Here is a 15,399-nt window from a genome sequence, read left to right on the forward strand (position 1 = left end):
CGTCGCGTGGCCGGGTAGTCTCGGGGTGTGACTACAGACACCTCCCCCGCTGCGCGCCCGCATACCCGGATCGACGCTGTCTCGGACAACTACACAGACACCCTGATCAGGCTTAACCCCACGTTCGCCACCACCCTTGGCCTGCCGGGACATGAGACGGAATACCAGGACTTCTCCCCCGCCGGCATCGCCGGATTCGCAGAGGCGGCACGGGAAGCCCTGGCCGCACTGGAAGGCCTGGAGCCTGAGGACGACGTGGACGCCGTCACCCTGGATGCCATGCGGGAGCGGCTGGGCCTGCATCTGCTGATCCACGCCTCCGGGTGGGAGTACGCAGCCCTGAACAACATTGCCTCGCCCGCCCAGGACATCAGGGCCATCTTCGACCTCATGCCCACCGAAACGGAACAGGACTGGGAGCACATCGCCGGGCGCGCCCACAACGTCCCGGCGGCGATCAGCGGCTACACCGAGTCCCTGCGACTGGCCAAGGACGCCGGCAAGGTGGCGGCCGCCCGCCAAGTGCGCATCGTCATCGATCAGGTCACCAAGTATGCCGCGGAGGACGGCTTCTTCGCGAAGCTTACGGCCGGCGCCGCCACGGGTGCCGGGCCGTTTCCCGCGGCCCTGCAGGAGATGCTCGACGCCGGTGCTGACGCCGCCCGGAGCGCCTACAGCGGGCTGGCGGAATTCCTGCGCACCGAACTGCTCCCCGCCGCGCCCGAGAAGGACGCCGTGGGCAGGGCACGCTACGCGCTGGCGTCGCGTTCCTTCCTGGGCGCTGAGGTGGACCTGGAGGAAACGTACGCGTGGGGCGTGCAGGAACTGGACCGGCTCATCGCCGAGCAGGAACAGGTTGCGGCCACCATCAAGGCAGGCGCCGGCATCGCCGAAGCCAAGGAAATCCTCAACAACGATCCCGCGCGCCAGTTGAAGGGGACGGACGCGCTCCGGGAATGGATGCAGGGCCTCTCCGATAAGGCCGTGGCCGAACTCGCGGGCGTGCACTTCGATATTCCGGACGTGATGAAGAAACTCGAGTGCCGGATCGCCCCTACCGATGAAGGCGGCATCTACTACACCGGCCCCTCGGACGACTTCAGCCGCCCGGGCCGCATGTGGTGGTCCGTTCCCGCCGGCGAGGACACCTTTACCACGTGGGCCGAAACCACCACCGTTTACCACGAGGGCGTTCCCGGCCACCACCTCCAGGTGGCCACCGCAACCTACCGGCGCGAGCTGCTGAACAAGTGGCGGCGGAACGTCTGCTGGACCTCCGGGCACGGCGAAGGCTGGGCACTCTACGCGGAAAAGCTTATGCAGGAACTGGGATACCTCAACGACCCCGGCGACCACATGGGGATGCTGGACATGCAGCGGATGCGTGCCGCGCGCGTGGTCTTCGACATCGGCGTCCATCTCGAGCTCGGGATGCCCGAACGTTGGGGCTCCGGCACCTGGACCGCCGACAAGGGGTACGGGTTCCTCAAGGAAAACCTGCCCATCAGCGAAGGCCAGCTCAACTTCGAATTCACCCGCTACCTCGGCTGGCCCGGCCAGGCCCCCTCCTACAAGGTGGGCCAGCGCCTCTGGGAACAGATCCGTGCGGAACTTGAATCGCGGCCCGGTTTCGACCTCAAGGAGTTCCACACCAAGGCACTCAACATCGGCTCTGTCGGACTCGACACCCTCCGCCGGGCGCTGCTCACGAGTCCGCCCACTTTCCGGCCGGGTCCCCCACCTCCGTAATGGACAGTGCGCACAGTAATCAATAAGCTTGCTTACTAATTGAGTGCGGCCGTGCGTTGCCAGATGGAGAGGGAGAGCCCATTGACTGAGCCCCAAGGGACACCGGCCGGGACGGGAGTGCGGGGCGAACTGCGCCAGGACTCTTCCGTGGGCGGCAAGGACCTCACCCGATGGGACACCCGTGCCGGCCGGACACTGGTCGACGCAGCACACCGCATAAGCCAGGTGCTGGGTCCACACGGCGCACTGATCCTGACCCTGCTGGTGGGCGCGGTCATTTCCGCTGCCTTGACCGCCGCCTTCAGCGAGGTTTATGAGGCCGTAGTGGCCGCTAACGGCGTGGCAGGGCTGGACCACCCGGCACTGGACGCCAGCAAGGACCTCCGCACGCCCACGCTGGACCTGGTTGTCACGGCGTTCACGGATGTCGGCGGAACCATAGGCATGCCGGTCCTGGCCGTCGTCATCATGGCCGTCCTCGCTTTGCGCCGCCGCTCCTGGACTCCCGTCATCCTGATCGTCCTCGCGGGCCTGGGCTCGCTGCTCATGACCGTCGCCGGCAAGCGCCTTGTAGGACGCACCCGCCCCGACCTCAGCGACGCCGTGCCACCCTACGAGCATTCGCCGTCTTTCCCGAGCGGCCACTCGCTCAACGCGGTGGTGATTGCCGGCATCGTGGCCTACCTGATCATCCTTCGGCTTCATTCCAACCGGGCCCGGATCCTCACGGCCGCAGCCGCCGCCCTCTTCGCTGTTGCCATCGGCCTCAGCAGGGTCTTCCTGGGACACCACTGGCTCACGGACGTGCTTGCTGCATGGGCACTCGGTGCCGCGTGGCTGGCAATCGTGATCACCGCCCACCGGCTCTATCTGACGGTGCGGAAGCACCGCGACTCACGAGACGTTAACCACACGATTACTGGGAATAAGTAACAAAGGTCCCCGCATGCCCTGATTTGTCGCGGTTCTCCTGATACTTCATGAAACGAAGCCGCGTAACATTTCTCAATGTTGGTTCGACGTGATATTGCGCCTGGTCTAGCTTGTTCTGGTGAGCACTCAGACAAGCACCCCATCTCCCGCACGGAAGACCGGATTCCAGCTGCCCAAGTGGGCGGGCTCGTTCGGCTTCCAGATCATCGCCGCCCTCATCGTGGGCCTTGGCCTCGGCCTGCTGGCAAAGTACACCGGCAGCACCAAGGCCAACCCCAACGCACTCGGCGCCACGCTGCAGACCATCGGCTCAAGCTATGTGTCCCTGCTGCAGACCGCCGTCGTGCCCCTGATCTTCACCGCCGTCGTCAGCTCCATCTCCAATCTGCGCCAGGTATCAAACGCTGCCAGGCTGGCATGGAACACCCTGCTGTGGTTCGCCATCACGTCCCTGATCGCCGTACTGATCGGCATGGGACTGGGCGTGCTGCTCCAGCCCGGCGCCAACACCGGCATCACCGGTGATGCCAAGTACACCGGCAAGTCCGGCGACTGGTGGGCATTCCTCGTGGGCCTCTTCCCCAAGAACTTCCTGGGTCTGGGTGCCAGCTCCACTGTCGGCGATTCCGGCGCCGTCACCACCTCCGTCAGCTTCAACGTCCTGCAGATCCTCGTGATCGCCATCGCCGTGGGCGTTGCCGCCCTGAAGGTGGGCAAGGCCGCGGAGCCCTTCCTGACGCTCAACGCCTCCGCCCTCGCCGTCATCCAGAAGGTCCTCTGGTGGATCATCCGCATCGCTCCGCTGGGCACCATCGGCCTGATCGGCAATGCCGTCGCCGTCTACGGCTGGGACACCATCGGCTCGCTGGGCAAGTTCACCGTAGCCATCTACGCAGGCCTGGTCCTGGTGCTCTTCGTGGTCTACCCCATCCTGGTCCGCAGCCACGGCCTCTCCATCAAGCAGTACTTCTCGGGCGTATGGCCCGCCGTCCAGCTGGCCTTCGTCTCCCGCTCCTCCGTGGGAACGCTGCCGCTGACCCAGCGGGTCACTGAGCGCAGCCTGGGTGTCCCGCGCGCCTACGCCTCCTTCGCCGTGCCGCTGGGCGCCACCACCAAGATGGACGGTTGCGCCGCCATCTACCCCGCCATCTCGGCGATCTTCGTGGCCCAGTTCTTCGGCATCCACCTGGACTTCAGCCAGTACCTGCTGATCGCCCTGGTCTCGGTCCTGGGATCCGCAGCCACGGCCGGCACCACCGGCGCCGTGGTGATGCTCACCCTGACGCTCTCCACGCTGGGACTGCCGCTGGCCGGCGTCGGGCTCCTGCTGGCCATCGACCCGATCCTGGACATGGGCCGCACCGCCGTGAACGTCGCAGGCCAGGCCCTGGTCCCCACCATCGTGGCGAAGCGCCAGGGCATCCTGGACGAGTCCCTGTACAACGCACCCCGCAACGGCACACCCTTTGTTGAGGAAGAAACAGGCAGCGATGTCGTGACCGACGCTACCGACGGCACCACCGCCGACACCGCGCCCCGCGAACTGCAGGATGCAAAGGCGTAACGCCGCCAGCACATAAAAGACGTCCCCGGGAGATCCTCCCGGGGACGTCTTTTTGCGTACTGGCCGGGTAACGCTCCGGCCATCCGCTGGGGTCAGCGCCCGCCGCCTCCGATCACGCCGTTCTGGACGGCCTTGGTAACGGCGTCGGCTTCCGCCTGCGTCAGCTTTCCGTCAGTGACGGCCTGGTCCAGGCGGCCCTTGAGCGCCGCAGCGTGCTCGGCCTGTTCCTCACTGCGGATCTCCTGGAGTGCCGCCGTCACCTTCGCCTCGTCAATGCCCAGCGACCCGGCCAGGGACTTGGCCAGCGCCGCCTCCCGGGTTGCCGGGTCCGGCTTCTGGCCATCGGCGGGCGGAGTGGTGGGCTTGTTGGCCTCACGGAAGGCCTTCAGCGCGTCGGTCACCTTGGCCTCGTCAACACCGAGCTTCGCTGCCAGTTCGGAGGCCTGCTCCATGCCGTGTCCGCCGCGGCCACCACGCCTTCCCATGCCGTCGTGGCCGCCGCCGGTGCTGCCGTCGGCCGAAGCGCTGGAACTTGCACTCGGCGTGGGAGCGGGCGTCGTGGTGGTCGCAGAGGCCATGCCGGCGACACCGATTCCAGCCGCGAGCGCCAGCCCTGCCGCTGACAGGCCCAGGGTCATCTTCTTCGTGCGTGTCATATCTTGTCTCCTGATTGAGCCGTCGCCTGACGGCTGCTGGTGATGTGCCTCGTGGCGAGACATACCAAGCATCGGCGCCCACCTTCAGGAGAGGCTGTTGGGAACCTTTCGTTCTCCTGTGAATCAAACTTGCATGCAGTGCAAACTTGCACATAGTGTAAGCACGTGACAATCCCCCTTTCCTCGCCGGACGTGGAGCCTGCCGCCCGGTCGCGGCGTGAGCTGAACAAGGCTGCCACCCGCCAGGCCATCACGGACGCCGCGCTGGGGCTCCTGCGCTCCAAGGGCCCGGGGAACTTCACCGTGGAGGACATCGCCGACGCCGCGGGCATTTCGCGCCGCACCTTCTTCAACTACTTCGGCAGCACCGACGCCGCCCTGGCGTCCATCGTCCACGGCTTCCTGGACAACGCCATCCAGCAGCTGCGCCTCCGCCCGGCGGAGGAGCCCATGCTGGAGTCAGCCCAGGCCGCACTGGTGGCCCTGGCTGACCCCAAGGCCGTGGCCCCGCTGGCGGAACTGTTCACGCTGACCCAGCAGAGCCCGCTGATGTCCCACACGGAACTAGAGGCGTGGGACCACTGCCGGGCGCAGGTGTTTATGGTTGCCCGCGAGCGCCTGGCCGGTACCCCCGGAGAGCAGGACGAGCTGTATGTCCATGCCCTGGCCGGCTCCATCATCTCCTGTGGCAAGGCCGCCATGGAGGTCTGGTTCAGCCGGCGCGGTCCGGACCTGTCACCCGCCTCTCTGGCGGAACTCCGCCAATTGCTTATTGATGCCATGGCCCTGCTGGGCGCCGGCTTCACCACCACTGCTTTCCCATCCGCCACCCGTTCCTCCTGATCAGATCGGTCCTCCCGCATGGCACTCCTCCTCTACCGCCTCGGCAAGTTCTCCTACCGCCGGCGCTGGCTTGTCATCTCCCTCTGGCTTGCCGTGCTGGTCGCCGTTGGCGGTTCTGCCGCAGCGTTCCACGGCACCCTGTCCAACAACTTCCAGATCCCCGGGACGGAAACCCAGCGGATCGCGGACAAGCTCAAGCAGGAGCTGCCCTCAGCGTCCGGCGGCAGCGCCACGATTGTCTTCGAAGCCCCCGACGGCGGCTTCACGGCTGAGGGCCGGGCGGCCGTGACGGACGCGCTGAAGAAGCTCCAGGCCCTCCCCGAGGTCCGCGGCACGGTGGATCCGTTCGCCACGCAGGCCCAGGTGGACCAGGCCGGCAAGGCCATCACCGACGGCGAACAGCAGCTCGCGGCCGGCCAGGCACAGCTTGACGCTTCCCGGACGCAGCTGGAAGCCGGCAAGGCACAGCTGGCGGCCGCGGAGCAGCAGCTCACCGCGGCGGGTGCACCGGCAGCGCTGATCGAGGCCCAGCTGGGCCAGCAGAAAGCCGCGCTGGCACAGGGCCAGGCCAAGCTCGACGCCGGCACCCGGGAACTGGAGGCCAGCAAGGCCAAGCTGGACCTCGGCAAGCGCCAGGCCCAGGCGGCGTCGGCCATCCGCTTCGTTTCCGAAGACAACAAGGCCGCCGTAGCGCAGGTGCAGTTCAAGACCTCCATCAACGGGCTGGCCCCGGCGGTGCGCAAGCAGGTGCAGGAGATCGCCCACGGGACTTCCTCTGCAGGCGTCACGGCACTTGCCAGCAAGGAAATCACCGAGGACATCTCGGCTCTCTTCGGCACCGCGGAAATCGTGGGCATCGCCGTGGCGGCGCTGGTCCTCATCCTCATGCTGGGCACGGTGATCGCCGCCGGACTGCCGCTGCTGATGGCCATCATGGGCGTCGGCGTGGGCGTGGGCATCACCTTCGCGCTGTCCGGCCTCTTCGACATGAGTTCCATCTCTCCCATGCTGGCCCTCATGCTGGGTCTCGCCGTGGGCATCGACTATTCCCTGTTCATCGTCAACCGGCACCGGACCCAGCTCCTGGCAGGCATGGACCCTGAAGAGTCGGTAGCCCGCGCCAACGGCACCTCCGGCAACGCCGTGGTCTTCGCCGGCCTCACCGTGATCATCGCCCTCGCCGCCCTGGTGGTCCCCGGACTGCCGTTCCTCACCGTCATGGGCCTCGCGGCGGCGGGAACCGTGGCGGTAGCCGTACTCGTCGCCATCACCCTGACCCCCGCCATGCTGTCCCTCATCGGACGGCGCATCATCTCCAAGCGGGCCTGGGCCAAGTCGGAGGCGCACAACGCCGAGCCCGGCCACGAGGCAGCGGACCTTGCCACCGACCGCGAACGCAGCACCCACGGGTGGGGCGGCCTGGTCACCAAGCACCCCTGGGTGGCCCTGGTTGCCGGCGTCCTCCTGCTCGGCACCCTGGCCCTGCCCGCCACCCAGCTGCAGCTCGCCCTGCCGGACGGCGGCTCGGAACCTGTCGGGTCCGAGGCCTACCAGGCCTACGACCTCACCGCCCGCAGCTTCGGCGAAGGGGTGACCGGACCAATCGTGGCCGTGGGCGAGTTCCCCGCAAACCTGGACGCAGCCCAGGCACAGAGGCTGCAGTACGACATCGCTGACAAGCTCCGCGCCGTGGACAACGTAGTGGCAGCCGTACCGATGGCGCTCAGCGAGGACCGCCGCACCGCCGTCTTCCAGGTCATCCCCAAGGAGGGCCCCGCCAGCGCCAGCACCGTCAAGGTGGTATCCGAACTGCGCGGCCTCAACGGCGAAATCAAGGCCGACTACGACGTCGCCATGGGCCTGACCGGGCAGACCGCCGGCAACGTGGACGTCTCCACCAAGCTCGGTGACGCCCTGCCGCCCTACCTGGCGATCGTCGTCGGGCTTTCCCTGATCCTGCTGCTGCTGGTGTTCCGCTCCATCGTGGTTCCCCTGCTGGCCACGGGCGGCTTCCTGCTGTCCCTGTCCGCAGCCTTCGGCGCCGTGGTGGCCGTGTACCAGTGGGGCTGGCTGGGGAACGTCTTCGACGTTGCCAACCCGGGCGCGGTGCTGAGCTTCCTGCCCATCATCCTGATCGGCGTGCTGTTCGGCCTGGCCATGGACTACCAGGTGTTCATCGCCTCCGGCATGCGTGAGGCCTACATGCACGGATCATCCGCCAAGGAAGCGGTCCGGGTGGGCTTCCGGCACGCAGCCGCGGTGGTCACCGCCGCCGCGATCATCATGGTCAGCGTGTTCTCCGGCTTCATCTTCAGCCACCTCACCATGGTCCGGCCGCTGGGCTTCGCGATGGCCTTCGGCGTCCTGTTCGACGCCTTCGTGGTCCGGATGACCATCGTCCCGGCCGTGATGTACCTGCTGGGCGACAAGTCCTGGTGGCTGCCCCGTTGGCTGGACCGGATCCTGCCGGACGTGGATGTGGAAGGCGCCAAGCTCAACCGCGGCCAGGCCGCACCGGTGTCCGGCGAGCTGGTCCACTAGGCTGAATCCCGTGCTCCATCTGATCCTCGCCTCCCAGTCCCCCGCCCGCACCAAGCTCCTGGCCGAGGCCGGCATCCGGCACACCGTGCTGGTGTCAGACGTCGACGAGGCCGCCGTCCAGGAACGGTACGGCGTCACGGACCCGCACGATACCGCTCTGCTGCTGGCCCGTGCCAAGGCTGAGGCTGTGGCGTCGCTGCCGGAGGCGGAGGGTGCGCTGGTGCTGGGCTGCGACTCGGTCTTCGAGTTCGACGGCGAAGCGCACGGCAAGCCCTACACCGCCGACGTCGCGCGCGAACGGATGCTCCGCATGAGCGGCAGCGCGGGGGTGCTGCACACGGGGCACTGGCTGGTGGACTGCAGGGACACGGACGACGACGGCGGCGGCGGCCGCGGCTCGGGCGCCACGCTCGGGGCGGTCGCCTCCGCCGAGGTTTCCTTCCTTGAGATGGAGCCGGCCGAAATCGACGCCTACATCGCCACCGGGGAACCCCTGCACTGCGCGGGCTCCTTCACCATCGACGGCCTGGGCGGCGCCTTCATCCGGAAGGTCGACGGCGACCCGCACGCCGTCGTCGGCCTTTCCGTCTCCACCCTGCGCGGGCTGCTCGCTGCCGCCAATGTCCGCATCACGGATCTCTGGCCGCCACGCTAGGGGTGCCGTTTTTCGACGCCCTTGTAGCTTCCCTACAAAGGAAGGCTGCTTTACACGCGGATTCCGCAAGTAATATCGGCGGAACCTCCAAAACCGCGCTAGGCTCCCTGAAGGAAAGAAGGAGACGCCTTGTCAGCAAATTTGGAGCAGTCCGCAGGAACCACGCAGCCGAGCCTCACAAAGGTGCTGATCGCCAACCGCGGCGAAATCGCCGTGCGGATCATCCGGGCCGCCCGCGACGAAGGCATCGCCTCCGTGGCCGTCTACGCAGACCCGGACCGCGACGCGCTGCACGCCCGGCTCGCTGACGAGGCCTACGCCCTGGGCGGCACCACCGCCGCCGAGTCCTACCTGGTGATGGACAAGATCATCGACGCCGCCCGCCAGTCCGGCGCCGATGCCATCCATCCCGGCTACGGCTTCCTGGCCGAAAATGCCCAGTTCGCCGCCCGCGTGATCGAAGCTGGCATCACCTGGATCGGCCCTTCCCCGGAGGCCATCTCCGCGCTGGGCGACAAGGTCCAAGCCCGGCACATCGCCGAAAAAGTAGGCGCCCCGCTGGTTCCCGGCACGGCCGACCCCGTCGGGTCCGCAGACGAAATCCTGGACTTTGTGGACCAGCACGGCCTCCCCGTAGCCATCAAGGCTGCCTTCGGCGGCGGCGGTCGCGGCATCAAGGTGGCGCGCACCCGGGAGGAAATCCCGGAACTCTACGAATCAGCCGTCCGCGAGGCCACGGCCGCCTTCGGCCGCGGTGAATGCTTCATCGAGCGCTTCCTGGACGCTCCGCGCCACGTGGAAACCCAGTGCCTGGCTGACGCCCACGGCAACGTCGTGGTGGTTTCCACCCGGGACTGCTCCCTCCAGCGGCGCAACCAGAAACTCGTGGAGGAGGCACCGGCCCCGTTCCTCACCGAGGACCAGAACCGCCGCCTGTACGAATCCTCCAAGGCCATCCTGAAGGAGGCCGGCTACCTGGGCGCGGGAACCTGTGAATTCCTGGTGGGCCAGGACGGGACCATTTCCTTCCTTGAGGTCAACACCCGCCTCCAGGTGGAGCATTGCGTCTCCGAGGAAGTCACCGGCATCGACCTGGTCCGGGAACAGTTCCGGCTGGCCCGCGGCGAGGAACTGGGCTACGGCGATCCCGAGGTGCGCGGCCACTCGATCGAATTCCGCATCACCGGCGAGGACCCGGGCCGGAACTTCCTGCCCGCCCCCGGCACGCTCAGCGTTCTGAAGAATCCCACCGGTCCCGGTGTCCGCGTGGACTCCGGTGTGGAGCAGGGCGACGTGATCAGCGGGAACTTCGATTCCATGCTGTCCAAGCTCATCATCACCGGTGCCAGCCGGCCGCAGGCCCTGCAGCGCGCCCGCCGGGCCCTGGAGGAGATGGTGGTGGAAGGCATCCCCACCGTCATCCCGTTCGACCTCGCCGTGGTCTCGGACCCCGCGTTCGCACCTGCCGAGGGCCCGTTCAAGGTCCACACCCGCTGGATCGAAACGGAATTCGCCAACAACCTGCCGGCCTGGACACCGGATGGCACAGCTGACGGCGAGAGCTCGGCCGAGGACCGCCAGCGCGTGGTGGTGGAGGTGGGCGGCAAGCGGCTCGAGGTGGTCCTCCCCGCATCCCTGGGCACGCCGGGAACTGCGGTTGCCGCCGCCGGCAAGCCGGGTAAGTCCAAAAAGCGCTCCCGTTCTGCAGGCACCGCGGCCGCCACCGGCAATGCGCTGACCTCCCCCATGCAGGGAACCATTGTGAAGGTGGCCGTGACCCACGGCGACGTAGTGTCCGAAGGCGACCTGGTGGTGGTCCTCGAGGCGATGAAGATGGAGCAGCCGCTGACCGCGCACCGCTCCGGCACCATCACCGGCTTGACGGCAACGGCGGGCGAGACGGTGTACGCGGGCGCCATCATCGCCACCATCGAAGACTAGAAAGCGGCCCGGCAGCCATGCTCGCACCAAGTTTCCAGGAAGAGGTGGACCGCTACCACCTGGCGGTTCCCGAAATCACCCGGGGCAACCCGGCACCGGTCAAGGAACTGTATTCCCGGCTGGATGACGTCACGCTGGCCAACCCATTCGGCGGGATCGCCCGGGGCTGGCCCCAGGTGGAGGCCCGGCTGGACCAGGCAGCGCGGCAGTTCCGCGACGGCGAGATGCTGGGCTTCGACACCGTCACCTCCTACACGGCCCGGGACACCGCCTACCTGTTGGAGACCGAGCACTTCCGGGCCCGCCTTGACGGGGCGGCCGCCACGGAGGAGTTCGCCCTCCGCGTGACCAGCATCTTCCGCCGCGAGGAGGGCTACTGGAAACTGGTGCACCGCCATGCGGACCCGGCAGCCCGGCCGCAGTCCCGCCGGTCACTGACGCAGCCCCCGGCCTGAGCGGGAACACGCGCTGGCCCAGGCGTTGCCTGGGCTGGATGCTGGCAGGCGGCGCCGTGGGGATGCAGACTTAGCTCATGCTGCCTTTCCTGCTCCTGGCATCCCGCGCGGAAGATGCCGCCGCGGAGGACGAGTACGCCGCCTACCTGAGGTACGGCGGGCTTGAGGAACCGGAGCTGCTCCGGGTCCGGCTCGAAGCCGCTCCCCTGCCGCCGCTGGACCTTTCGAAGTACTCCGGCGTCATCGTGGGCGGCAGCCCGTTTACCTCCAGCGACCCGCCGGAGCACAAGAGCGCCGTCCAGCACCGGGTGGAACAGGAGTTGGCAGGACTCCTGGACCAGCTGGTGGCCCTCGATTTCCCGTTCCTGGGTGCCTGCTACGGGGTGGGCACCCTTGGGAGCCACCAGGGTGCCGTGATCGACCGGACCTATGGCGAGCCGCTGGGCGCCGTTGAGGTGGAACTGACCGAAGCAGGGCTGAAGGACCCCATCCTGCAGGGAATGCCCCGGACCTTCACGGCGCTGACCGGACACAAGGAAGCCGTCAGCGCGCTGCCCGCGCATGCCGTGTTGCTGGCGCGGGCGGCCACCTGCCCGGTCCACATGTTCCGTATCCGGACCAACCTCTACGCCACCCAGTTCCACCCGGAACTGGATGCGGAGGGGCTGGCCACCCGGATCGACATCTACCGGCACGCCGGCTACTTCCCGCCCGAATCCGCAGAGGATCTCATGGCGGCGGCGCGGCAGGTCACCGTCACCGAGCCCATGTCCGTGCTGAAGAACTTCGTGGCCCGCTACGCCCGCTGAACCCCGCACGCTGAACCCGCGCCAGCCCGCCGTCGTACGTTTCTGCCCAGTTGCCCGGGCAAGCAATGCAAAATGCCCGGCACCGCCCCCGCCGTTGCAGGGACTGTGCCGGGCATGTCAGCCACTAACCGGGCTGGAATGCACGCGGAACGTCAGGCCACGTTGTTCTCGTAGTCCACGTCCCGGGTTTCGCGGGTCAGGAACAGTGCGATCAGGGTGAGGACGGCCATGGACGTCAGGTACACACCCACCAGGACCGGGCTGCCCTTGGCCGCTTCCCAGAGCGCCACGGCGATGAACGGGGCCACCGCCGCACCCAGGATGCTGGAGAAGTTGTAGCTGATGGCCGACCCGGTGTAGCGGACGTTCGTGGGGAACAGTTCCGGCAGCAGCGCACCCATGGGGCCAAAGGTCAGGCCCATGAGCGAGAACCCGAGGATCAGCAGGCCCATGGTGCCCACGAAGCCGCCGCTGAACAGCGGCACGAACAGCAGGCCGAAGACGAAGATTCCGGCAGTGACGGCCATGAGCATCTTGCGGCGGCCGTACTTTTCGGCCAGCGGTCCGGAGACCAGGGTAAAGATGCCGAAGAACACGACGCCGGCAATCAGCATCCAGAGGAAGTCGTTGCGGGAGTAGCCCAGGCCGGGAACGAACGCGGCGGCTGCGGCCTCGGACATGGGCTTGCCGGCCTTTTCCGCGGCGGCCTGCGCACCGGCCAGGGTGGGCTTGGTGCCGTAGGTCAGCGTGAACGTGGTCATTAGGTAGAACAGCACGTAGGTGGCCAGCATGATGAAGGTGCCCAGGATCAGCTGGCGCCAGCTGGACTTGAAGACGCGGCCCAGCGGCAGCTTGGCCACCTCGTTGGATTCCACCACCTTAGTGAAGGCGGGAGTTTCGATCAGCTTGAGCCGGACGTAGAGGCCCAGGATCACCATGACGGCGCTGAGCAGGAACGGCACGCGCCATCCCCAGGCGGCGAAGGCCTCAGGCGTCAGCGTGTAGCTGGCCACCAGGAAGATGACGTTGGCGATGATGAAGCCGATCGGGGCACCGAGCTGCGGGAAGGTGCCGTAGATGGCGCGCTTGTTGGCCGGGGCATTCTCGGTGGCCAGCAGCGCCGCTCCGCTCCACTCGCCGCCGAGGGCCAGGCCCTGGGCGAAGCGCAGGACCACCAGCATGGCGGGCGCCAGGAACTCCCAGCCCGGAACCAGCGCGGTGGGGAGGCAGCCGATGAGGAAGGTGGCAATGCCCATGGTCAGCAGCGACGCAACAAGGGTTCCCTTGCGGCCGAACTTGTCGCCGAAGTGCCCGAAGATAATCGAGCCGAGGGGGCGGGCAATGAAGGCCACGCCGAAGACGGCGAAGGAGCTCAGCAGCTGGGTGGTTTCATTCGCGTTCGGGAAGAAGAGCTTCGGGAACACGAGCACGGCGGCCGTGGCATAGACGTAAAAGTCGTAGAACTCCACGGTGGTGCCGATCAGGCTTGCCACGATGACGCGGCCGCGGGAGTTCACCGGCTGGTGCGAACCAGGCACCTTGGTGGTATCGGTGGATGACATGGGTAAACGCTTTCGTGTGACCGGCCGGGCGCAGGCAACGCTGCCTCCCGGCTCGAATAGTTAGAGTTCGATCTTACTTCCCACCGTCCAGCCAATGGACGAAACGTCCAGAATGCGGACGTGTGTTGTGCGTCTCACATTGGCGGCCCATTCCGTAGCCTCACGCCCCCCCGGCCGCGCCGGATAGGCAAAAGTCACAGCGCGTTAACAAACCTCGACCGTCCGCGAAACGCGCCATCCCTACCTTGGAGGAACCCCATCCCTGAAGGAGGCAACCCGTGACTGTTGACCGCACTGTCGAGACCGGCGTACAGCCCGGTCCTGCCCGCACTACTGACGCCCCTGTCCTTGAATTCCGCCCCGGCCGCTGGATCGCCAACTGGGACGCGGAAAACAAGGAACAGTGGGAAACCGCCGGCCGGGCCATCGCGCGCCGCAACCTGAACTGGTCCATCTTCGCCGAGTTCCTGGGCTTCGTGGTGTGGCAGCTCTGGTCCATCGTGGTGGTCCAGCTTCCCGCCGCCGGCTTCACCTTCTCCACCTCGGAAATCTTCTGGCTCATCTCCATGCCAAGCCTGGTGGGCGCCACCCTCCGGATTCCCTACACCTTCATGGTCCCCCGCTTCGGTGGCCGGAACTGGACCATCGTGTCCGCCCTGCTGCTCCTGATCCCGTCCACGGGGCTGGCCCTGTGTGTCTCCAACCCGGAAACACCGTTCGGCGTCATGCTCCTGGTGGCGGCCCTGGCAGGCTTCGGCGGCGGCAACTTCGCCAGTTCGATGGCGAACATCACCTTCTTCTACCCGGCCCGGGAAAAGGGCTGGGCGCTGGGACTGAACGCCGCCGGCGGAAACCTGGGCGCCGCCGTCGCCCAGCTTGCCGTTCCCATCGTCATCACCCTGCTGGCTGCCGGCACCGTCAACCTTCCCATGGCGGGCTGGATGTGGGTTCCCTTCATCCTGCTGGCCGCGTTTGGGGCTTTCAAATACATGAACAACCTCACCAGCGCCAAGGGTGATGTGGCCGGCTCGGTCGCAGCGCTCAAGGAGCCGCACCTGTGGGTCATGGCGCTGCTGTACATCGGTACCTTCGGCTCCTTCATCGGCTTCGCCGGCGTGTTCCCCAAGCTGATCAAAGATTATTTCCCCGAGTTCTCCTCCATAGGGGTGGGATCCGTTGCGCTGTCCCTGGCGTTCCTCGGCCCCCTGGTGGGATCCCTGGCCCGCCCCTACGGCGGCCGCATGGCGGACCGGATGGGCGGGGCCCGGATGACGGTGTCCGCCTTCGCCGCGATGGCTGTGATCACGCTGACCATGGTGTGGACCCTGCCGCTGAAGAACTTCCTGCTCTTCCTGGTCCTCTTCCTGATGCTTTTCACCGCCAGCGGCTTCGGCAACGGTGCAACGTACCGGATGATTCCCGTCATCTTCGCCACCTCCAGCCGGGCGGCCCGCAAGGGTGCAAGCTCAGTGGCCACCCAGCGCCTGGCGTCCTCGGCCCTCGGGCTGATCTCCGCAATCGGCGCCTACGGCGGCTTCGTGATCCCCCAGGTCCTGAACGCCTCCAGCACCGCGAGCGGTTCCTACACACCCGCCTTCTACGGCTTCGTCGGCGCGTACGTCCTGATGCTGCTGGTCTGCTGGACCTGCTACATCCGCAACGCCGGCCGGAACGCGATGGGACACGTCTAA

General features: G+C 67.1%; 12 protein-coding genes. 10 read left to right on the forward strand and 2 right to left on the reverse strand.

Annotated features, from left to right (window positions below):
* Positions 1 to 27: 27 nt before the first annotated feature.
* The 3 genes from QF031_RS13550 to QF031_RS13560 all read left to right on the forward strand — a co-directional run bounded on the left by QF031_RS13550 (position 28) and on the right by QF031_RS13560 (position 4,246).
* On the forward strand, positions 28 to 1,749 hold the full coding sequence (locus QF031_RS13550; RefSeq protein ID WP_307428960.1) for a DUF885 domain-containing protein: 1,722 nt from the start codon (positions 28 to 30) through the stop codon (positions 1,747 to 1,749).
* Positions 1,750 to 1,812: 63 nt separating this feature from the next.
* The gene (locus QF031_RS13555; RefSeq protein WP_370874514.1) at positions 1,813 to 2,682 is read left to right on the forward strand and encodes a phosphatase PAP2 family protein; all 870 of its coding nucleotides are present in this window, start codon (positions 1,813 to 1,815) and stop codon (positions 2,680 to 2,682) included.
* A 118-nt stretch (positions 2,683 to 2,800) separates the two neighbouring features.
* Positions 2,801 to 4,246, forward strand: coding sequence for a dicarboxylate/amino acid:cation symporter (locus QF031_RS13560; protein ID WP_307428965.1), 1,446 nt, complete (start codon positions 2,801 to 2,803; stop codon positions 4,244 to 4,246).
* Positions 4,247 to 4,338: 92 nt separating this feature from the next.
* On the opposite strand, the gene QF031_RS13565 is transcribed toward QF031_RS13560, so the two are convergent.
* Positions 4,339 to 4,902: a hypothetical protein gene (locus tag QF031_RS13565; RefSeq protein WP_307428968.1), complete on the reverse strand. Its 564-nt coding sequence runs from the start codon at positions 4,900 to 4,902 to the stop codon at positions 4,339 to 4,341.
* Between the two features lie 165 nt (positions 4,903 to 5,067).
* On the opposite strand from QF031_RS13565, the gene QF031_RS13570 reads away from it, so the two are divergent.
* From QF031_RS13570 to QF031_RS13595, 6 genes are all read left to right on the forward strand, one after another.
* Positions 5,068 to 5,745 (forward strand): TetR/AcrR family transcriptional regulator, encoded by a 678-nt coding sequence (locus tag QF031_RS13570; RefSeq protein ID WP_307428971.1) that lies wholly within the window; start codon positions 5,068 to 5,070, stop codon positions 5,743 to 5,745.
* Positions 5,746 to 5,763: 18 nt separating this feature from the next.
* Positions 5,764 to 8,286 (forward strand): MMPL family transporter, encoded by a 2,523-nt coding sequence (locus QF031_RS13575; RefSeq protein WP_307428974.1) that lies wholly within the window; start codon positions 5,764 to 5,766, stop codon positions 8,284 to 8,286.
* Between the two features lie 10 nt (positions 8,287 to 8,296).
* A complete protein-coding gene (locus QF031_RS13580; protein ID WP_307428976.1) occupies positions 8,297 to 8,941 on the forward strand; it encodes a Maf family protein in 645 nt (214 codons plus the stop codon).
* A 129-nt stretch (positions 8,942 to 9,070) separates the two neighbouring features.
* Complete coding sequence (locus QF031_RS13585) at positions 9,071 to 10,882, forward strand: acetyl/propionyl/methylcrotonyl-CoA carboxylase subunit alpha (protein WP_370874515.1); 1,812 nt, start codon at positions 9,071 to 9,073, stop codon at positions 10,880 to 10,882.
* Between the two features lie 17 nt (positions 10,883 to 10,899).
* Complete coding sequence (locus tag QF031_RS13590; protein WP_307428980.1) at positions 10,900 to 11,337, forward strand: YybH family protein; 438 nt, start codon at positions 10,900 to 10,902, stop codon at positions 11,335 to 11,337.
* A gap of 77 nt (positions 11,338 to 11,414) precedes the next feature.
* On the forward strand, positions 11,415 to 12,146 hold the full coding sequence (locus QF031_RS13595; protein ID WP_307428983.1) for a glutamine amidotransferase: 732 nt from the start codon (positions 11,415 to 11,417) through the stop codon (positions 12,144 to 12,146).
* Between the two features lie 152 nt (positions 12,147 to 12,298).
* Here QF031_RS13595 and QF031_RS13600 read toward each other — a convergent pair whose 3' ends face one another.
* Positions 12,299 to 13,708 (reverse strand): MFS transporter, encoded by a 1,410-nt coding sequence (locus tag QF031_RS13600; protein WP_307428987.1) that lies wholly within the window; start codon positions 13,706 to 13,708, stop codon positions 12,299 to 12,301.
* 278 nt (positions 13,709 to 13,986) lie between these two features.
* On the opposite strand from QF031_RS13600, the gene QF031_RS13605 reads away from it, so the two are divergent.
* Entirely contained in the window at positions 13,987 to 15,399 is a 1,413-nt protein-coding gene (locus tag QF031_RS13605; protein ID WP_307428990.1) for an MFS transporter, read from the forward strand.

Source organism: Pseudarthrobacter defluvii, from assembly GCF_030816725.1.
Taxonomy (GTDB): Bacteria; Actinomycetota; Actinomycetes; order Actinomycetales; family Micrococcaceae; genus Arthrobacter; species Arthrobacter defluvii_A.

Coding starts and splice junctions, on each gene's coding strand:
- QF031_RS13565 (WP_307428968.1), bottom strand. CDS start 4,902: ATGACACGCACGAAGAAGATGACCCTGGGCCTGTCAGCGGCAGGGCTG.
- QF031_RS13575 (WP_307428974.1), top strand. CDS start 5,764: ATGGCACTCCTCCTCTACCGCCTCGGCAAGTTCTCCTACCGCCGGCGC.
- QF031_RS13595 (WP_307428983.1), top strand. CDS start 11,415: ATGCTGCCTTTCCTGCTCCTGGCATCCCGCGCGGAAGATGCCGCCGCG.
- QF031_RS13555 (WP_370874514.1), top strand. CDS start 1,813: ATGGAGAGGGAGAGCCCATTGACTGAGCCCCAAGGGACACCGGCCGGG.
- QF031_RS13590 (WP_307428980.1), top strand. CDS start 10,900: ATGCTCGCACCAAGTTTCCAGGAAGAGGTGGACCGCTACCACCTGGCG.
- QF031_RS13600 (WP_307428987.1), bottom strand. CDS start 13,708: ATGTCATCCACCGATACCACCAAGGTGCCTGGTTCGCACCAGCCGGTG.